The sequence below is a fragment of the Bacillus mobilis genome (assembly GCF_001884045.1).
In the GTDB taxonomy this organism is placed as follows: domain Bacteria; phylum Bacillota; class Bacilli; order Bacillales; family Bacillaceae_G; genus Bacillus_A; species Bacillus_A mobilis.
On the sequence record NZ_MACF01000046.1, the window covers coordinates 188,585 to 205,147 of the forward strand.

Annotated in this window: 17 protein-coding genes and 1 other annotated feature; of the genes, 12 read left to right on the top strand and 5 right to left on the bottom strand. The window is 36.2% G+C overall.

Annotated features, from left to right (window positions below):
- Window positions 1-3: 3 nt before the first annotated feature.
- The 3 genes from argF to BAQ44_RS06080 all read left to right on the top strand — a co-directional run bounded on the left by argF (window position 4) and on the right by BAQ44_RS06080 (window position 1,960).
- Window positions 4-954, top strand: coding sequence for an ornithine carbamoyltransferase (argF, locus tag BAQ44_RS06070; protein WP_063260863.1), 951 nt, complete (start codon window positions 4-6; stop codon window positions 952-954).
- Between the two features lie 180 nt (window positions 955-1,134).
- Entirely contained in the window at window positions 1,135-1,695 is a 561-nt protein-coding gene (locus tag BAQ44_RS06075; RefSeq protein ID WP_061678133.1) for a DUF2062 domain-containing protein, read from the top strand.
- 58 nt (window positions 1,696-1,753) lie between these two features.
- Complete coding sequence (locus tag BAQ44_RS06080; RefSeq protein ID WP_063260864.1) at window positions 1,754-1,960, top strand: hypothetical protein; 207 nt, start codon at window positions 1,754-1,756, stop codon at window positions 1,958-1,960.
- Window positions 1,961-1,984: 24 nt separating this feature from the next.
- Here the strand turns inward: BAQ44_RS06080 and BAQ44_RS06085 are convergent, their stop codons facing one another.
- Both BAQ44_RS06085 and BAQ44_RS06090 read right to left on the bottom strand, forming a co-directional pair.
- The gene (locus BAQ44_RS06085; RefSeq protein WP_000445817.1) at window positions 1,985-2,431 is read right to left on the bottom strand and encodes a MarR family winged helix-turn-helix transcriptional regulator; all 447 of its coding nucleotides are present in this window, start codon (window positions 2,429-2,431) and stop codon (window positions 1,985-1,987) included.
- A gap of 74 nt (window positions 2,432-2,505) precedes the next feature.
- Window positions 2,506-3,285, bottom strand: coding sequence for a GDSL-type esterase/lipase family protein (locus BAQ44_RS06090; RefSeq protein ID WP_071721208.1), 780 nt, complete (start codon window positions 3,283-3,285; stop codon window positions 2,506-2,508).
- Window positions 3,286-3,649: 364 nt separating this feature from the next.
- Here BAQ44_RS06090 and cpdB point away from each other — a divergent pair, with 364 nt between their 5' ends.
- Window positions 3,650-6,034: a bifunctional 2',3'-cyclic-nucleotide 2'-phosphodiesterase/3'-nucleotidase gene (gene cpdB, locus BAQ44_RS06095; protein ID WP_071721210.1), complete on the top strand. Its 2,385-nt coding sequence runs from the start codon at window positions 3,650-3,652 to the stop codon at window positions 6,032-6,034.
- Between the two features lie 49 nt (window positions 6,035-6,083).
- On the opposite strand, the gene nhaC is transcribed toward cpdB, so the two are convergent.
- Complete coding sequence (gene nhaC, locus BAQ44_RS06100) at window positions 6,084-7,457, bottom strand: Na+/H+ antiporter NhaC (protein WP_061678110.1); 1,374 nt, start codon at window positions 7,455-7,457, stop codon at window positions 6,084-6,086.
- Window positions 7,458-7,734: 277 nt separating this feature from the next.
- Window positions 7,735-7,955, bottom strand: a binding site (T-box leader).
- A 142-nt stretch (window positions 7,956-8,097) separates the two neighbouring features.
- Here nhaC and BAQ44_RS06110 point away from each other — a divergent pair.
- The 8 genes from BAQ44_RS06110 (at window position 8,098) to BAQ44_RS06145 (ending at window position 14,860) form a co-directional block, all read left to right on the top strand.
- Window positions 8,098-8,454, top strand: coding sequence for a hypothetical protein (locus BAQ44_RS06110; protein ID WP_061678111.1), 357 nt, complete (start codon window positions 8,098-8,100; stop codon window positions 8,452-8,454).
- Window positions 8,455-8,576: 122 nt separating this feature from the next.
- Window positions 8,577-9,965, top strand: coding sequence for an adenosylmethionine--8-amino-7-oxononanoate transaminase (gene bioA, locus BAQ44_RS06115; RefSeq protein ID WP_071721214.1), 1,389 nt, complete (start codon window positions 8,577-8,579; stop codon window positions 9,963-9,965).
- Window positions 9,965-10,693, top strand: a complete 729-nt coding sequence (gene bioD / locus BAQ44_RS06120; RefSeq protein WP_061678113.1) for an ATP-dependent dethiobiotin synthetase BioD — start codon at window positions 9,965-9,967, stop codon at window positions 10,691-10,693. Before bioA ends, bioD begins: the two co-directional genes overlap by 1 nt.
- The gene (gene bioF, locus BAQ44_RS06125) at window positions 10,659-11,846 is read left to right on the top strand and encodes an 8-amino-7-oxononanoate synthase (protein WP_071721216.1); all 1,188 of its coding nucleotides are present in this window, start codon (window positions 10,659-10,661) and stop codon (window positions 11,844-11,846) included. The genes bioD and bioF overlap by 35 nt, the downstream gene beginning before the upstream one ends.
- Window positions 11,843-12,583: an alpha/beta fold hydrolase gene (locus tag BAQ44_RS06130; RefSeq protein ID WP_061678115.1), complete on the top strand. Its 741-nt coding sequence runs from the start codon at window positions 11,843-11,845 to the stop codon at window positions 12,581-12,583. Before bioF ends, BAQ44_RS06130 begins: the two co-directional genes overlap by 4 nt.
- Window positions 12,549-13,358 (top strand): malonyl-ACP O-methyltransferase BioC, encoded by an 810-nt coding sequence (gene bioC / locus BAQ44_RS06135; RefSeq protein ID WP_071721218.1) that lies wholly within the window; start codon window positions 12,549-12,551, stop codon window positions 13,356-13,358. The genes BAQ44_RS06130 and bioC overlap by 35 nt, the downstream gene beginning before the upstream one ends.
- Window position 13,359: 1 nt before the next feature.
- Complete coding sequence (bioB, locus tag BAQ44_RS06140; protein WP_000815865.1) at window positions 13,360-14,358, top strand: biotin synthase; 999 nt, start codon at window positions 13,360-13,362, stop codon at window positions 14,356-14,358.
- A gap of 181 nt (window positions 14,359-14,539) precedes the next feature.
- A complete protein-coding gene (locus BAQ44_RS06145) occupies window positions 14,540-14,860 on the top strand; it encodes a hypothetical protein (protein WP_000549787.1) in 321 nt (106 codons plus the stop codon).
- A gap of 29 nt (window positions 14,861-14,889) precedes the next feature.
- Here the strand turns inward: BAQ44_RS06145 and ribH are convergent, their stop codons facing one another.
- Both ribH and ribBA read right to left on the bottom strand, forming a co-directional pair.
- Window positions 14,890-15,351, bottom strand: coding sequence for a 6,7-dimethyl-8-ribityllumazine synthase (gene ribH / locus BAQ44_RS06150; protein WP_000230901.1), 462 nt, complete (start codon window positions 15,349-15,351; stop codon window positions 14,890-14,892).
- 18 nt (window positions 15,352-15,369) lie between these two features.
- Window positions 15,370-16,563, bottom strand: coding sequence for a bifunctional 3,4-dihydroxy-2-butanone 4-phosphate synthase/GTP cyclohydrolase II (gene ribBA, locus BAQ44_RS06155; RefSeq protein ID WP_071721220.1), 1,194 nt, complete (start codon window positions 16,561-16,563; stop codon window positions 15,370-15,372).

Below are 16,563 nucleotides of genomic sequence, written 5' to 3' on the forward strand. Positions count from 1 at the left end.
TCCATGTCAACTGTACAAGTACCGAAATTAAATACGAAAGATCTTTTAACATTAGAAGAATTGACGCAAGAAGAAATCATTTCTTTAATTGAGTTCGCTATCTATTTAAAAAAGAATAAGCAAGAGCCTTTATTACAAGGAAAAATATTAGGGCTTATCTTTGATAAACATTCAACTCGTACTCGCGTATCTTTTGAAGCAGGAATGGTACAGCTTGGAGGACATGGCATGTTTTTAAGTGGGAAAGAGATGCAAATTGGAAGAGGGGAGAGCGTTTCAGATACTGCGAAAGTATTATCTCATTATATTGACGGGATCATGATACGTACATTCTCACATGCCGATGTAGAAGAGCTTGCAAAAGAATCGAGCATACCTGTTATTAATGGATTAACGGACGATCACCACCCTTGTCAAGCGTTGGCAGATTTAATGACGATTTATGAAGAAGTGAAGACATTTAAAGGAATTAAATTAGCTTATGTAGGTGATGGGAATAACGTATGTCATTCATTGTTGTTAGCGAGTGCGAAAGTCGGAATGAATATGACTGTAGCGACGCCTATAGGATATGAACCGAATGAGGAAATTGTAAAAAAAGCGTTAATGATTGCTGAAGAAACAGGAGCTGAAATTGAAATTTTGCATAATCCTGAATTAGCGGTGAGTGAAGCAGATTTCATTTATACTGACGTTTGGATGAGCATGGGGCAAGAAGGAGAAGAAGAGAAATATACTTTATTTCAACCTTACCAAATTAATAAAGAACTTGTTATGCATGCGAAGCAAACATATCGTTTCTTACACTGTTTACCCGCCCATCGTGAAGAAGAAGTAACAGGAGAAATTATAGATGGACCACAGTCTATCGTGTTTGAGCAAGCTGGTAATCGATTGCACGCGCAAAAAGCATTATTAGTAAGTTTATTTAAAAATGTAGAAGAACTTTCTTAAATGAGGTGCATCTCCAGTTGTTAGACATGAATAACAATTGGATGTGTACTTTTTTACATTGAAATGTCGTATGTATATTTGGTTAATCATCTCTATATCATTTATAATAAAAGGAGTAAACTACATTTGTTTTTCATATCATGTAAGGACATACTAGATAGAAAAAATATAGTTAAAGAGATGATGAATTTGAAAGCACCTAAGAAAACATATTCGTTTTTTCAGCGGATGTGGAGAATATTAAAGTTTCAATATTATAAGTTGCTTCGATCACCAGAAGGAGCAAAGAAAGTATCGTTAGGTTTTGCGATTGGGTTTGGTTTAGAGATGCTGGTCATATATACGGCATCGCTCGTATATGTCATATTTTATCCGATCGTTCGATTAGCAAAGGGATCTTTTCCTGCTGCGGTTATTGGCAATATTATTGGGAAAATATCGTTTTTACCGGTATTTTTATTTCCAGTTGCTTATGCGTTAGGAAAAATGATTTATCCATTTCATGTGAAAAAAATACATCATGAACCATTTACGATATCTGACTTGTTTTCAAGCCATATTTTCACAATGTTAAAGAGCTTATTACAGAGTGAAGTGTATGTATTAATTGGTATGACGATAATAGGAGTTGTGTTTGGGGTAATTTCATATTTCGTTGTGCATTATTTATATGAAAAGAACCGTAAGTTACGTTTGAAGAATAGAAAGAAACGAGTGAGAGAACCGCTCGTGCAAATATAAAGAGTGTCACATTCATTTTCTCCTCGGAATATGTTTAAGAAAAAGGAGGAGAGAACGAATGTATTATTATTACGTACCGCAAGTATATCCATATGTAAATTATTATCCGGTTTATGATATGAATAGACAATACGAATTATATCGACAACAGCCATTACAGCAATTACCACAAATACCGCCACAACAATCTACTCAAGAACAAAAACCATATTTAACAACATGGCCATATTCAAATGTATACTATGGTAATTATTACGAATCATAAAGCTGCTTCTATTTAGAAGCAGCTTTATGCGTTTGTTTTCAAAATTAAATTTTGAATGGTTTGAAGAGAGTGAATGAGTTTTTCACGTTCTTCCTCAGATAAAGTTTGGAAATTTTCTTTTAATTTGTCTAAAATGAATTGTTGATATTGATTTACTAACAATTTCCCTTCAGCTGTTAGGGAAATTAAAATGACCCGTCGATCTTTTTCGCTATAATGACGCTCTATTAGTTCTTCTTGAATTAGTTTGTTTAATAGAGGTGTCATGTTAGGCCTTGAAATCGCTAGCCGTTTGCCGATTTCGGAAACTGCTAATGTGCCATTTTCATGCAGAAGTAGTAATACTTGTGTATGTGATGGCGGCATATGTCTTTGAGAAGAAAATTCTCCAGGAAGCATAAATTTGCGATAAAAAAGAGGCACTAGCGAAAGAAGATGATCAACAATACGTTCCCACTCGCGTGATTCCATATAAAGGCCCCCTTCCACACTATCATTGTAACAAAAAAGACAGGGTATAAAAATAGAATTGTTTCATGACCGCTTTAATATTTGTAGGATAACACTTGCTTTGTAAACGTATTAGCAATAATCGCGTAGCCGTTATCATTTGGGTGTACTTGGTCAAAGAGTAAATCTTTTTTATCATTTGATATTAATTTACGAATTGGTAAAACGATAGATGGTTGATTTGCTTTTGAAATGGAATAAACGGATTCATTCCAGCCATCTAAAAACATATCTGCATAACTGGCGATGGAGTCATCGAGTTGTAACGGGTTATAGAGCTCTGAGAGAATGAGTAAAGCGTCCGGGTTTTGATCGCGAACTGTCTTTACAATAGTTTTTATATCCGCTTCAAAATGAGCTTTTTCTTTATTTAACATTTTAATACCGTCTATAACACCGACATCACGATTTAAGCGAAATAAATTATTTCCTCCAATATTAATCGTAATGATATTTGCTGCTCTAATCTTTTGTTTTACATCTTCTGATTGAACTTTTTTTGCGAGACGATCTGTTGTAATACCGTTTATTCCAAGGTTTTCTACGGTAATTGGTTTATGAATTTGTGCTTCTATTTGTCTAGAAGCTAATTCAGCAAATCCCCCTTGTGTCGACCCATATCCTTTGGCGAGTGAATCACCTAGTACGAGATGATAGAAGGAATCGTTTGTTTGTTTATCAATCCAACTTGGAGTAGATGTTTTTTCTGTTTTTTCTTCAGGTTCATTTTGTTTTGTCTCATCGTTCTTCTCAAAATAAGAATAAGAAATGATTAGAAGGAGGAGACAAACAATTGTTAAGATGACTTTTTTCATAAATTCATCCTCCTTGTAATTGGTAATTGTATCATATTCAGCAGTATTAACAATGTAAGGGCATATTATATATTTATGAAAAGTTTACAATAACTTTACAGAAAATTTGTAGAAGTATGTCAAAAAATATTGACGATATGAAAGTACATTATATATGATAATGTCAGATAAGGTGAAATTTTAATGAGTAGGACTTTATTTCCTTCTAATTAAAATTTCAACAATCGGGCGTTAAAGGGGGACTACTCATTAGCGCAGGATGAAATGGAAATCTTGTCTCTAATAAAAGAAAAAAAGGTATGTGGTTAGAGACAAATAGAGATTCATTTCATTATTTTGGGTAATTGTATAAGGGGGATTTTTTGTGAAAAAGTCAAAAAAAATGCTAGCTGGAGCAACTCTTGCTATTGGTGTAATAGCACCACAAGTGTTGCCAACAACAGCTTATGCGGAAGAGAACAATGGGGAGAGTACGGTTAACTTACGAATTCTAGAAACATCAGATATTCACGTTAACTTAATGAATTACGATTATTATCAAACGAAAACAGATAATAAAGTAGGTCTCGTACAAACGGCAACACTTGTTAATAAAGCACGTGAAGAAGCGAAGAACTCTGTCCTATTTGATGATGGGGATGCATTACAAGGGACACCGCTTGGAGATTACGTAGCGAATAAAATAAATGATCCGAAGAAGCCTGTGGATCCTAGTTATACACATCCATTATATCGTTTAATGAATTTAATGAAGTATGACGTCATCTCTCTTGGGAATCATGAATTTAACTACGGTTTAGACTATTTAAACAAAGTAATTAGTAAAACAGAGTTCCCAGTTATTAACTCGAACGTCTATAAAGATGATAAAGATAATAATGAAGAGAACGATCAAAATTACTTTAAACCATATCATGTCTTTGAAAAAGAAGTAGAAGATGAATCAGGTCAAAAACAAAAGGTGAAAATTGGTGTAATGGGATTTGTTCCACCTCAAGTTATGAACTGGGATAAAGCGAATTTAGAAGGAAAAGTGAAAGCAAAAGATATAGTTGAAACAGCGAAGAAAATGGTGCCAAAAATGCAAGCAGAAGGTGCAGATGTTATCGTAGCACTAGCGCATTCTGGTGTTGATAAGAGTGGATACAACGTTGGCATGGAAAACGCTTCGTATTATTTAACAGAAGTTCCTGGTGTAGATGCAGTATTAATGGGACATTCACATACTGAAGTGAAGGATGTATTTAATGGTGTTCCAGTTGTAATGCCTGGTGTCTTTGGAAGTAACTTAGGTATTATTGATATGCAGTTGAAAAAGGTAAACGGAAAATGGGAAATACAAAAAGAGCAATCGAAGCCGCAACTTCGTCCGATTGCTGATAGTAAAGGGAACCCATTAGTACAATCTGATGAAAAATTAGTTAATGAAATTAAAGATGATCACCAAGCGACAATTGAGTATGTGAATACAGCTGTAGGAAAAACGACAGCGCCAATTAATAGTTATTTCTCATTAGTACAAGATGATCCTTCTGTACAACTTGTAACAAATGCACAAAAATGGTATGTAGAAAAGTTATTTACGGAAAATGGACAGTACAGCAAATATAAAGGAATTCCAGTTTTATCTGCAGGCGCACCATTTAAAGCAGGTGGCCGAAACGGTGCTACATATTATACGGATATTCCAGCTGGAACGTTAGCAATTAAAAACGTTGCAGATTTATATGTATATCCAAATACGTTATATGCTGTAAAAGTAAATGGGGCACAAGTGAAAGAATGGCTTGAAATGTCTGCAGGTCAGTTTAATCAAATCGATCCAAAGAAAACAGAAGAACAACCATTAGTAAATATAGGCTATCCTACATATAACTTCGATATTTTAGATGGCGTAAAATACGAAATTGATGTAACACAACCAGCGAAATACGATAAAGATGGAAAAGTTGTAAATGCAAATACGAATCGTATTATAAATATGACATATGAAGGTAAGCCAGTAGCTGACAATCAAGAGTTTATCGTTGCTACAAATAACTATCGTGGAAGTAGCCAAACGTTCCCGGGTGTAAGTAAAGGGGAAGTTGTATACCAATCACAAGATGAAACACGTCAAATCATTGTGAAGTATATGCAAGAAACACCAGTTATTGATCCAGCAGCAGATAAAAATTGGACGTTTAAACCGATTGTTGCAGATAAATTAAATACAACATTCGATTCTTCACCAAATGCACAAAAGTATATAAAGAAAGATGGGAAAATATCATATGTTGGGCCATCTGAAAATGAATTTGCTAAATATGCAATTGATATAACGAAGAAGAACGATGATGATAAGGAAACTGGTGGAGAGAATCCAACAACACCGCCAACAGGTGAAGGAAATAATGGAGGAAATCCAACGACACCACCAACAGGTGAAGGAAATAATGGAGGAAATCCAACGACACCACCAACAGGTGAAGGAAATAATGGAGAAAATCCAACGACACCGCCAACAGGTGAAGGAAATAATGGAGAGAATCCAACGACACCACCAACAGATGAAGGAAATAATACAGGATCTGGACAAACTACAACGGATAATCAAAACTCAAAAGAAACAACAACTGTAAGTGAAAATAAAGAAGAACGTGATTTACCGAAAACAGGTACAAGTGTTGCTTCTACAATTGGAGCAGGCTTGGCGTTTGTTGGAGCGGGATTACTTCTGTTATTTAGAAGAAAGAAAGCAAATAGATAGTCGAGAAATATAAAAAGGATTACCGATTCAGGTAATCCTTTTTAGTATATTATGAGATTGTAACTGCTTTTTCTTTCTTCCATGAAAGGCCAAATCCAGTAAAGCCAACGATAATTGTTAAGACTGGGCAAGCTAAACAGAAAATTGCGAATGGAAGGTAATCAAATGTCGGAACGCCAAGGACGTTCGATAAGAATACACCACTTACTCCCCATGGTACGAGCGGGTTAATAACTGTACCTGCATCTTCTAATACGCGTGATAAATTACGACGCTCTAAACCGACTTCATCGTATTTATTAGCAAATGCTTGTCCTGTTAAAACGATGGATAAGTACTGCTCACCAAGTAAGAAGTTTACACCAATTGCAGTTGAAGCAGTAGAAATAATTAAACGTGTGCTATTTTTTACGAAGCTAGAGATAATATTCATTAGCTGCGTGATAATACCCATTCCTTGTAATAATCCTCCCATACAAAGAGCTAGGAAAATAAGGGCAATCGACATCATCATGCTTTGCAGGCCACCGCGAGATAGTAAGCTATCAATGTCTTTAATACCAGTTTTAGAAACGTAGCCGTCTTGCATAATTTTCATTAAATCAGCTAAAGAAGTGCTAGGTTTAAAAATAAAGAGAATAATAATTCCTACCACAATTCCTGCAAGTAATGTTGGAACTGCTGGAACTTTTTTAAATGCGAATAAGAACAGTAATAAAATTGGAATAAGTGTAACGATAGAAATCGTTGCATTTTTCTCTAATGTGCTAATAAAGCTTGTGAAGTCAACGTCTCCACTAGTGCCGCCTCCTAAAATGAAAAAGGCGATAAAAGCAATAATGAATGCTGGAACTGTTGTCCAAAGCATGTTACGAATATGCTCAAATAAATCTACACCCGTAACAGCAGGAGCTAAGTTAGTTGTATCAGATAAAGGAGACATTTTATCTCCAAAGAATGCACCAGAAATAATTGCACCAGCGATTAGAGCCGGATCGTATCCGAGAGCACTACCCATGCCCATAAAGGCAAGTCCTACAGTTGCGGCAGTTGTAAAGGCACTACCGATACTTGTTCCAACAATTGCACAAACAACAAAAACAGTCGGAACGAAAATCTTTGGAGATACAAGCTGGAAGCCGTACACCATTAAAGTTGGAATTGTTCCAGCAGCGATCCAAACACTGATTAATACGCCTACAAGTAAGAAAATAAAAATAGATGGAATACCAGCTGAAATACTACTGATCATCCCTTTTTCCATAGTAGACCAAGAGATTTTTTTCATAAATCCAAATGCTAATAAAAGAACGATACCAAATAAAATTGGGATGTGTGGTGAAACTTCTAATTGAATAACACTAAAGCCAATACAGAAAAAGATAAATAATGTTAAAAGAACAGATTCAATTTTTGAAACCATTGTTTTCCCCTCCTAAGTAATCTAAAATAGCTCTTTTTTATATAAAATTCGCCAATATTGTTTATTTCCTTCTTAAATTTAGAATTTTGTGACAAATTACCGGTAATTGTTGATCCTTCAATATGATACGGAAATGATTGGATAAAAAAACGTCCCTGCATATAATTATGCAGGGACGAAGAAATCGCGGTACCACCCTAGCTTGTGAAATGAATGTATCACAAAATAAAGGGTCGTATGATATGCGCTAATAAAATAAAAACGCCCCTGCAATATATGCAGGGACGAAAAATTCGCGGTACCACCCTAAATTGTGAAACAGTTTCGTTTCACCACTCTTTAGATATAACGGTCTATAACCGTCTTTCACTACTCCTTACGTTTCGCAAAAGAAGCTCCAGGGGGTAATTCATAATTCGCTCTGTACTGGTTCGCACCGACCACCAGCTCTCTGAAATCAGAAATCGAAATACTACTAAATCCTATCAATGCCGATTCATATGATGTTAGTTAAATTTTTATCACATTTTCAACTTATATGTCAATAAAAATGTGCAATATTTTTTTAGGGAAATAAAGGTTAAATGTTTTTAATGTTCTAAATTTGTACGTTATAATGAATTTGAAAGGGGAGGAAAGAGTGAAGAAAAAAATAATTCTTTTTACCACCTTACTAGTCATTGGCGGAAGTGCTGGAATTTACACAGCTTTTGCAGCTGAATCAGAGCAGGCGAAGCAAAAGCAAATACAGCAGTCAGAAGTGAAGAAAGTGAAAGAAACGGAAGAGAAGAAATCGATGGAAAAAGCAGCTGAGAAACTAGGAGTTTCTACTGAAGGGAAAACAAAAGAAGAAGTTACGAAAGAAGTAGATAAGGCTAGATTTGAGCAGCGCCATGATTTATTAATTGAACATGCAAAACAACTTGGAATTGATACAGAAGGAAAAAAAGATGAAGAGATTATTTTAGAAATCGGAAAGATACAACACGGAAAGTAGAACAACTTATCGTATGATAAGTTGTTCTTTTTTAAGAACTATTTGATTTAAAAATAATTGACAGTCATTTGGATTTAATGTTAACTATATCTATAAACTAGTTAACATTAGGGGTGACAATTGTGACTGTTAATAGTAATACGACTGAAAAATCGTCTTATACATATGAAGAATTATCGGAGAAAAATAAAGCTTATGTATGGCATCCGTTTACACAAATGAAAGATTATTTAGAAGAAGATCCTGTCATTATTGAACGTGGAGAGGGAAGAAAGCTATACGATGTAAATGGAAATGAATATTGGGACGGTGTTTCATCTATTTGGTTAAATGTTCACGGACATCAAGTACCAGAGTTAGATGAAGCAATTCGTGAGCAATTAAATAAAATTTCCCATTCTACTATGCTAGGACTTGCTAACGTTCCATCTATTTTATTAGCAGAAAAAATAATTGAAGTTGTACCAGAAGGTTTGAAGAAAGTATTTTATTCAGACTCTGGTTCTAGTGCCGTTGAAATTGCAATTAAGATGGCCTTTCAATATTGGCAGCATAAAGGAAAACCGAAGAAACAAAGATTTGTTACATTAAAAGAAGCGTATCACGGTGATACAATTGGAGCTGTTTCAGTAGGAGCAATAGACTTGTTTCACCAAGTGTATAGTTCACTTTTATTTGAAGCAATTAAAATGCCTTATCCATATACATATCGTTCTCCTTATGGAAATAATAAGGCGGAAATTGTAAAAAAACATTTAGAAGAAATGGAAGAGTTGCTGAAAGACAAACATGAAGAAATTGCGGCGATTATTGTAGAACCTTTAATGCAAGGTGCTGGCGGTATGATTACAATGCCAAAAGGATACTTAAAAGGGCTACGTAATTTATGTACAAAATATAATGTTTTATTTATTACAGATGAGGTAGCGACTGGATTTGGGCGTACCGGGAAAATGTTTGCATGTGAACATGAAAATGTAACGCCGGACATTTTAACAGCCGGAAAAGGTTTAACGGGCGGATATTTACCAGTTGCAATCACCGTAACGACAGATGAAATTTATAATGCCTTTTTAGGCGACTATGAAGAACAAAAAACGTTTTTCCACGGTCATAGTTATACAGGGAATCCGTTAGGGTGTGCGGTAGCAATTGCAAATTTAGAACTATATGAGAAAACAAATTTAATAGAAGAAGTGGCACGTAAAACAGAATATGTGGCGATGCAATTAGAAGAACTCTTTGCATATAAACATGTAGGGGATATTCGTCAGTGCGGGTTAATGGTTGGAATTGAACTTGTGAAGAATAAGGAAACGAAAGAAGCGTTTGAATGGACAGAGAGAGTCGGTGTTCAAGTGTGTAAACGCTCAAGGGAGCTTGGCATGATCTTGCGACCGCTCGGTAATACGATTGTATTTATGCCTCCTCTTGCTTCTACAATTGATGAGATTGATGATATGTTACGTATTTTATATAAAGCAATCTCGGATGTTACGGAGGGAGTATAATGAGTGGTTTTTTTGTAACAGCAACGGATACTGAAGTGGGAAAAACTGTAGTTGCAGGTGCATTAGCAGGTGTATTTAGAGAATTGGGATATAACATAGGGGTATATAAACCGTTGCAAAGTGGACATGTTGCATCTAATCCAGAGGGAGATGCAGCAAGGCTAAAAGCATTATCGGGTGTACCGACAAAAGAAGATGAAATTTGCCCTTATTCTATTGAAGAACCGCTTGCTCCGAGACTTGCCATGAAAAGAGCTGGAAGAGTAGTACATTTAAAGGACATTATGGATCACTATAATGAACGATTGAAAGAGTTTAATAGTCTACTTGTAGAAGGAGCAGGCGGACTGGCTGTTCCGTATACAGAAGATGCTTTAGTAATTGATTTCGCAAAAGAATTACAGCTTCCTCTTATTGTAGTAGCACGTCCTACATTAGGAACAGTAAATCATACCGTTTTAACGATTGCTTATGCGAAGGCACAGGGCTTAACAGTAGCAGGTGTAATTTTATCCGGCTGCAAAGAATGTGAAATGGAAAGAGTACAAGAAAATAAAGAAATGATTGAAGAACTAAGTGGGGTACCGGTTTTAGGATTATTACCATTCTTTGAAGGTGCGTTTACAAAAGAAGAAGTCTTGGAATCTGCTAAAGAGTATATAATGATTTCAAAATTAGAGGAGTTTATCCGAAATGAATCAAACGTGGCGCACACATCTTCAATCTAAATTGCAACAATTAAATGAGCAAGGGCAGTATCGCAATTTGCATGTAACAGAACGAGCAGCAGAGACATGGCTTATTCGAGATGAAAAAAGGATGCTAAATTTAGCGTCAAATAATTATTTAGGGTTAGCTGGAGATGAAAGGTTAAAAGAAGCTGCTATAGCATGCACAAGAAAATATGGAACTGGGGCGACAGCATCAAGGCTCGTTGTAGGAAATTATTCACTGTATGAAGAGGTTGAGAGAAATATATGCGATTGGAAAGGCACTGAAAAAGCCTTAGTTGTAAATAGTGGATATACGGCAAATGTTGGAGTGATTTCTTCATTAGCTAGTCGTCACGATATTGTGTTTAGTGACAAATTAAATCACGCAAGCATCGTTGATGGAATTATATTAAGCGGAGCAGAGCATAAAAGATATCGTCATAATGACTTAGATCATTTAGAGAAGCTGTTGCAAGTAGCGCCGCCAAAAAAGAAGAAATTAATCGTAACGGATACTGTTTTTAGTATGGATGGTGATACTGCATATTTACGAGAGTTAGTGCACATAAAAGAGAAATACGGAGCAATGATTATAGTTGATGAAGCACATGCGAGTGGAATATATGGAATGAATGGAGCGGGATTATCTCATATAGAAAAAGATGTTGCTCAAAAAATTGATATACACATGGGGACGTTTAGCAAGGCTTTAGGGTGTTATGGTGCGTATTTGACAGGCGATGCAATTTATATAGAGTATTTACAAAATATGATGAGAAGCTTTATTTTTACTACTTCTTTACCACCAGGAACGTTAGGGGCGGTACAAAAGGCAATTGAAATTGTGAAAGAAGATAATGAAAGAAGAGAGAGACTTATAGAGAATGGAGCCTATTTTAGGACACATTTGCAAGAAGCTGGTTTTGATATTGGGAATAGCTCAACTCATATTGTACCGATTGTAGTCGGTTCAAATGAAACAGCTTTACGGTTTAGTAAAAGGTTGCAAGAAGTAGGTATTGCAGCAATTGCAATTCGTCCACCAACGGTTCCAGTTAATAGTTCACGGGTCCGTTTTGCAGTTACGTCCCAACATACAATTGCTGATTTGAACTGGGCTATTCAGCATATTATACGTATTGGTAAAGAAGAGGGGTTTTTAGTATGAAAGAGCTAAAGATTATTTTTATTCCTGGGTGGGGAATGGAAGAAGGTGTTTGGACTTTAGTTCTGCCGTATTTTAAAGGATATTCTGTTCAATGTATCAATTGGCGTAATGTGAAAGAACAAAGTGAATTTGCGGGGCGAATAATAGATGCAGCAAAAGATGAAAATGTGATTTTAGTTGGATGGTCACTAGGAGCGTTAGCGGCAGTTCAAGCTCATAAAAAGGTTAAGGCGAAAGGTATCGTATTAATTGGTGGCACTGCTAAATTTACAAATACGAGCGACTATACGTGTGGATGGAATGCTTTGCATGTAGAACGGCTGAAAAAGAATGTAGCGAGAAAGAAAGAAGATACGCTCAAGCGGTTTTATGAAAATATGTTTACAAAAAATGAGCTGAAAGAGAATAAAAGGTTTGAAGATATGATAAAACGCTTTAAAGGTGATTCTATTCAGTCTTTGCAATTAGGTTTGGAGTATTTAATCGAAGCAGATATGAGGGAAGAACTGAAAGAAGTTAAAGTACCTATACTACTTATTCACGGAGAGCAGGATGTCATATGCCCATTATCTGCAGCGCGTAGTATGGCTGAGAATGAGACTGCCACGCTCAAGGTAGTAAGTAAGGCTGGACACGCATTATGTGTAACGAATTTTGAATATTGCGGAAATGAAATAATTCAATTTGTAGAGGGGATACGACATGATCAACAAAACGTTACTACAAAAACGGTTTAACGTGGCAGCTGTATCCTACGATCAATATGCAAATGTACAAAAAAAGATGGCACATTTATTACTTTCTACATTGAAGCGGCGATATAGTGCAAATTCAAGGATACGTATTTTAGAACTTGGATGCGGGACAGGATATGTTACAGAGCAATTATCAAGTTTATTTCCGAAAGCGCATATTACAGCTATTGATTTTGCTGAAAGTATGATTGAGGTTGCGAAAACTAGACAAAATGTAAAAAATGTAATGTTTTACTGTGAGGATATCGAAAGATTACGACTAGAAGAAACGTATGATGTCATTATTTCGAATGCCACATTTCAATGGCTAAATGATTTAAAACAAGTGGTAAGAAATTTATTTCATCATTTGTCTATAGATGGGATATTACTCTTTTCGACGTTTGGACACGAAACATTTCAAGAATTGCATGCTTCGTTCCAGCGGGCGAAAGAAGAAAAAAATATACAAAATGAAACATCGATTGGACAACGTTTTTATTCGAAAAATCAGTTGCGCCATATATGTGAAATAGAAACAGGGGATGTGCATGTTTCTGAAACATGTTACATAGAGAGATTTACAGAAGTTAGGGAGTTTCTACATTCTATTCGAAAAGTAGGAGCGACTAATAGTAATGAAGAATCCTATTGTCAAAGTCCCTCACTCTTTCGTGCGATGCTTCGCATATACGAAAGAGACTTCACGGAAAATGAGGGGATAATGGCGACGTATCACGCTTTATTTATGCATATAACAAAAGAGGGGAAGAGATGAAATGAAACAAGTACAAACAAAAAGGGATTGGAAAAAACTTGCATATGACGTAGTAGAAGAGAAAATGATTACGAAAGAGGATGCAATAGCGATATTAGAAGCTGATGAGACAGAAGTTTTAGAAATTATGAATGCAGCTTACATCATTCGTCATCATCACTTTGGTAAGAAAGTAAAATTAAATATGATTATTAATACGAAATCTGGATTATGTCCTGAAGATTGCGGATATTGTTCACAGTCTATTATTTCAGAGGCGCCGATTGATAAATATGCATGGCTAACGCAGGAAAAGATTGTAGAAGGAGCACATGAAGCAATTCGCCGTAAAGCGGGTACATATTGTATTGTAGCGTCTGGTCGTCGCCCGACGGATAAAGAGGTGAATCACGTAATTGGAGCTGTTAAGGAGATTCGTGAAACGACAGATTTAAAGATTTGTTGTTGTTTAGGTTTCTTAAACGAAGATCAAGCAGGACGTTTAGCGGAAGCGGGTGTACATCGTTATAACCACAACTTAAATACACATGCAAATAATTACGAAAGTATTTGCTCCACTCATACGTATGACGATCGTGTTGATACAGTTCAAAAAGCGAAACAAGCGGGTATTTCACCATGCTCAGGGGCGATTTTTGGAATGGGCGAGACAATAGAAGAACGTGCTGAAATTGCATTTGAATTACAACGTATAGATGCAGATTCAATTCCATGTAATTTCCTTGTTGCTGTAAAGGGTACGCCGCTTGAAGGACAAAAAGAATTAACGCCGGTAGAATGTTTAAAAGTGCTGGCGATGATGCGTTTTGTAAACCCAACGAAAGAAATTCGCATTTCAGGAGGACGTGAAATCAATTTACGCTCTGTGCAGCCAATCGGTTTATTTGCAGCAAACTCTATTTTTGTTGGAGATTACTTAACAACAGCTGGACAAGAACCAACTGCAGACTGGGGTATGATTGAAGATTTAGGGTTTGAGATTGAAGAATGTGCATTATAAGGTAGGTAAAACGCAAACTTGTAAAAGAGTTTGCGTTTTTTGTAAATAAAATGTAATAAATAGTTGTGAACGCTTGATATTATTGGTTTTTGAGCGAAAAAAAGAATTTTGGTGGACGAATTTTCCAAGCCCCAATTGTACATAGTAAATATGTAATTTATATTGGGTTGGAGGATTTTACATGCACAAATATATATTAGCGATTATGACTTGTCTAATTTTACTAAAAGCAATAAGTACTGATCCAGTTAAGGCCGCCGAAAATCCTGAACAAAAAGAGATGCAACAACGAATTGAGCAACATTTTCGAACGAAAGCTGAACATTTTGGATTGAAAACCGAAGGGAAAGATTTAAAGGAAGTTCGAAAAGAAATTACTATTATAGAAGAAGCGAAGAAAAGAGAGAATGTATGGAGAACAGCACAAACGCTTCGTATACAAACAGAAGGAAAAACAATGGATGAATTAATAAAAGATGTACGGAAAAAAGTAAAAAAATAAAAAAGAGGCCGCAGCCTCTTTTTATTTTTTTATGCCCATTGTTTTGATAAGTGAGCCATTTCAATCGCAGCAACGGCAGATTCATAGCCTTTATTACCAGCTTTCGTGCCTGCACGTTCAATGGCTTGCTCAATCGTTTCAGTCGTTAATACACCGAATATAACTGGGATGTCTGTTTGTAGTGATAAAGATGCAACCCCTTTTGCTACTTCATTACAAACGTAATCGTAATGTGTTGTAGCACCGCGAATTACAGTACCTAGCGTAATAACAGCGTCATATTTTCCGCTACTAGCCATCTTTTTAGCAATTAAAGGAATTTCGAATGCGCCAGGAACCCAAGCAACATCGATATCAGTTTCTTCTACACCGTGGCGCTTTAATCCATCTAAAGCTCCGCCGAGTAACTTACTTGTAATAAATTCATTAAAACGTCCAACAACAACCCCAACTTTTAATCCTGTACCAACTAAATGACCTTCGAATACCATAATGAATCTCTCCCTTTATTATAAGTTTAGTAAATGTCCTAATTTGTTTACTTTCGTTTGTAAATACGTTTTATTTTCTTCTTTTGTTGGCATTTGCAACGGTACACGCTCGATTACTTCTAAATCGTAACCTTGTAAGCCAGCAATTTTTCGCGGGTTATTTGTTAATAATCGTAAATGTTGTAAACCTAAATCTTTTAAAATTTGAGCACCAATACCGTAATCACGCAAATCAGCTGGGAATCCAAGTTTTTCATTTGCTTCTACAGTATCGAATCCTTCTTCTTGTAACTTATAAGCGCGAAGCTTATTAAGAAGGCCGATGCCTCGTCCTTCTTGTCTCATATAAAGAAGAACGCCTTTTCCTTCACGCTCAATTTGAGCAAGTGCAGCATGGAGTTGTGGTCCGCAATCACAACGGCATGAGCCAAATACATCACCTGTTAAGCACTCTGAATGAACGCGTACAAGTACAGGCTCTCCTGATGAAATATCACCTTTTACGAGTACGATATGTTCTTTCGTATCTAATGAATTAGAATAGCCAATTGCATGGAAAGTACCGAAATCAGTAGGTAATGTAATTTCTACTTCTCTCGTCACTAATGTTTCATGGTGGCGGCGATAAGCAATTAAATCTTCTATTGTAATCATTTTTATATCAAATTGTTTTGCACACTGTAGTAAATCAGGTACGCGTGCCATCGTACCGTCCTCATTGATAATCTCGCAAATAACTCCAGCTGGTTCTGCTCCGCAAAGCTGTGCTAAATCGACAGCGGCTTCTGTATGACCAGCGCGGCGCAGGACACCACCTTCTTTCGCGATTAATGGAAAGATATGTCCAGGACGATTGAAATCAGCACCTTTTGATGCAGGGTTTAACAATTCTTGTATCGTAGTTGCCCGTTCGTGAGCGCTAATTCCTGTTGTTGTAGAAACGTGATCAATGCTCACCGTAAATGCAGTATGATGCGAATCTGTATTATGAGCTACCATTGGTTCTAACTGTAGACGTTCTGCGTACCCTTCCGTAATAGGTACACAAACGAGGCCACGCCCATGTGTAATCATAAAATTAATCGTTTCCGGCGTAATATACTCTGCTAATGCGATAAAATCGCCTTCATTTTCACGGTTTTCATCATCACATACGATGACGACTTTTCCTTGTTTTAAATCTTCTAGAGCTTCTTCAATACGATGGAACAT

Coding starts and splice junctions, on each gene's coding strand:
- BAQ44_RS06130 (WP_061678115.1), top strand. CDS start 11,843: ATGAAAGAGCTAAAGATTATTTTTATTCCTGGGTGGGGAATGGAAGAA.
- bioD (WP_061678113.1), top strand. CDS start 9,965: ATGAGTGGTTTTTTTGTAACAGCAACGGATACTGAAGTGGGAAAAACT.
- BAQ44_RS06145 (WP_000549787.1), top strand. CDS start 14,540: ATGCACAAATATATATTAGCGATTATGACTTGTCTAATTTTACTAAAA.
- BAQ44_RS06090 (WP_071721208.1), bottom strand. CDS start 3,285: ATGAAAAAAGTCATCTTAACAATTGTTTGTCTCCTCCTTCTAATCATT.
- bioB (WP_000815865.1), top strand. CDS start 13,360: ATGAAACAAGTACAAACAAAAAGGGATTGGAAAAAACTTGCATATGAC.
- BAQ44_RS06080 (WP_063260864.1), top strand. CDS start 1,754: ATGTATTATTATTACGTACCGCAAGTATATCCATATGTAAATTATTAT.
- argF (WP_063260863.1), top strand. CDS start 4: ATGTCAACTGTACAAGTACCGAAATTAAATACGAAAGATCTTTTAACA.
- bioF (WP_071721216.1), top strand. CDS start 10,659: ATGAATCAAACGTGGCGCACACATCTTCAATCTAAATTGCAACAATTA.
- bioC (WP_071721218.1), top strand. CDS start 12,549: ATGATCAACAAAACGTTACTACAAAAACGGTTTAACGTGGCAGCTGTA.
- BAQ44_RS06085 (WP_000445817.1), bottom strand. CDS start 2,431: ATGGAATCACGCGAGTGGGAACGTATTGTTGATCATCTTCTTTCGCTA.
- nhaC (WP_061678110.1), bottom strand. CDS start 7,457: ATGGTTTCAAAAATTGAATCTGTTCTTTTAACATTATTTATCTTTTTC.
- BAQ44_RS06075 (WP_061678133.1), top strand. CDS start 1,135: ATGATGAATTTGAAAGCACCTAAGAAAACATATTCGTTTTTTCAGCGG.
- ribH (WP_000230901.1), bottom strand. CDS start 15,351: ATGGTATTCGAAGGTCATTTAGTTGGTACAGGATTAAAAGTTGGGGTT.
- ribBA (WP_071721220.1), bottom strand. CDS start 16,563: ATGTTCCATCGTATTGAAGAAGCTCTAGAAGATTTAAAACAAGGAAAA.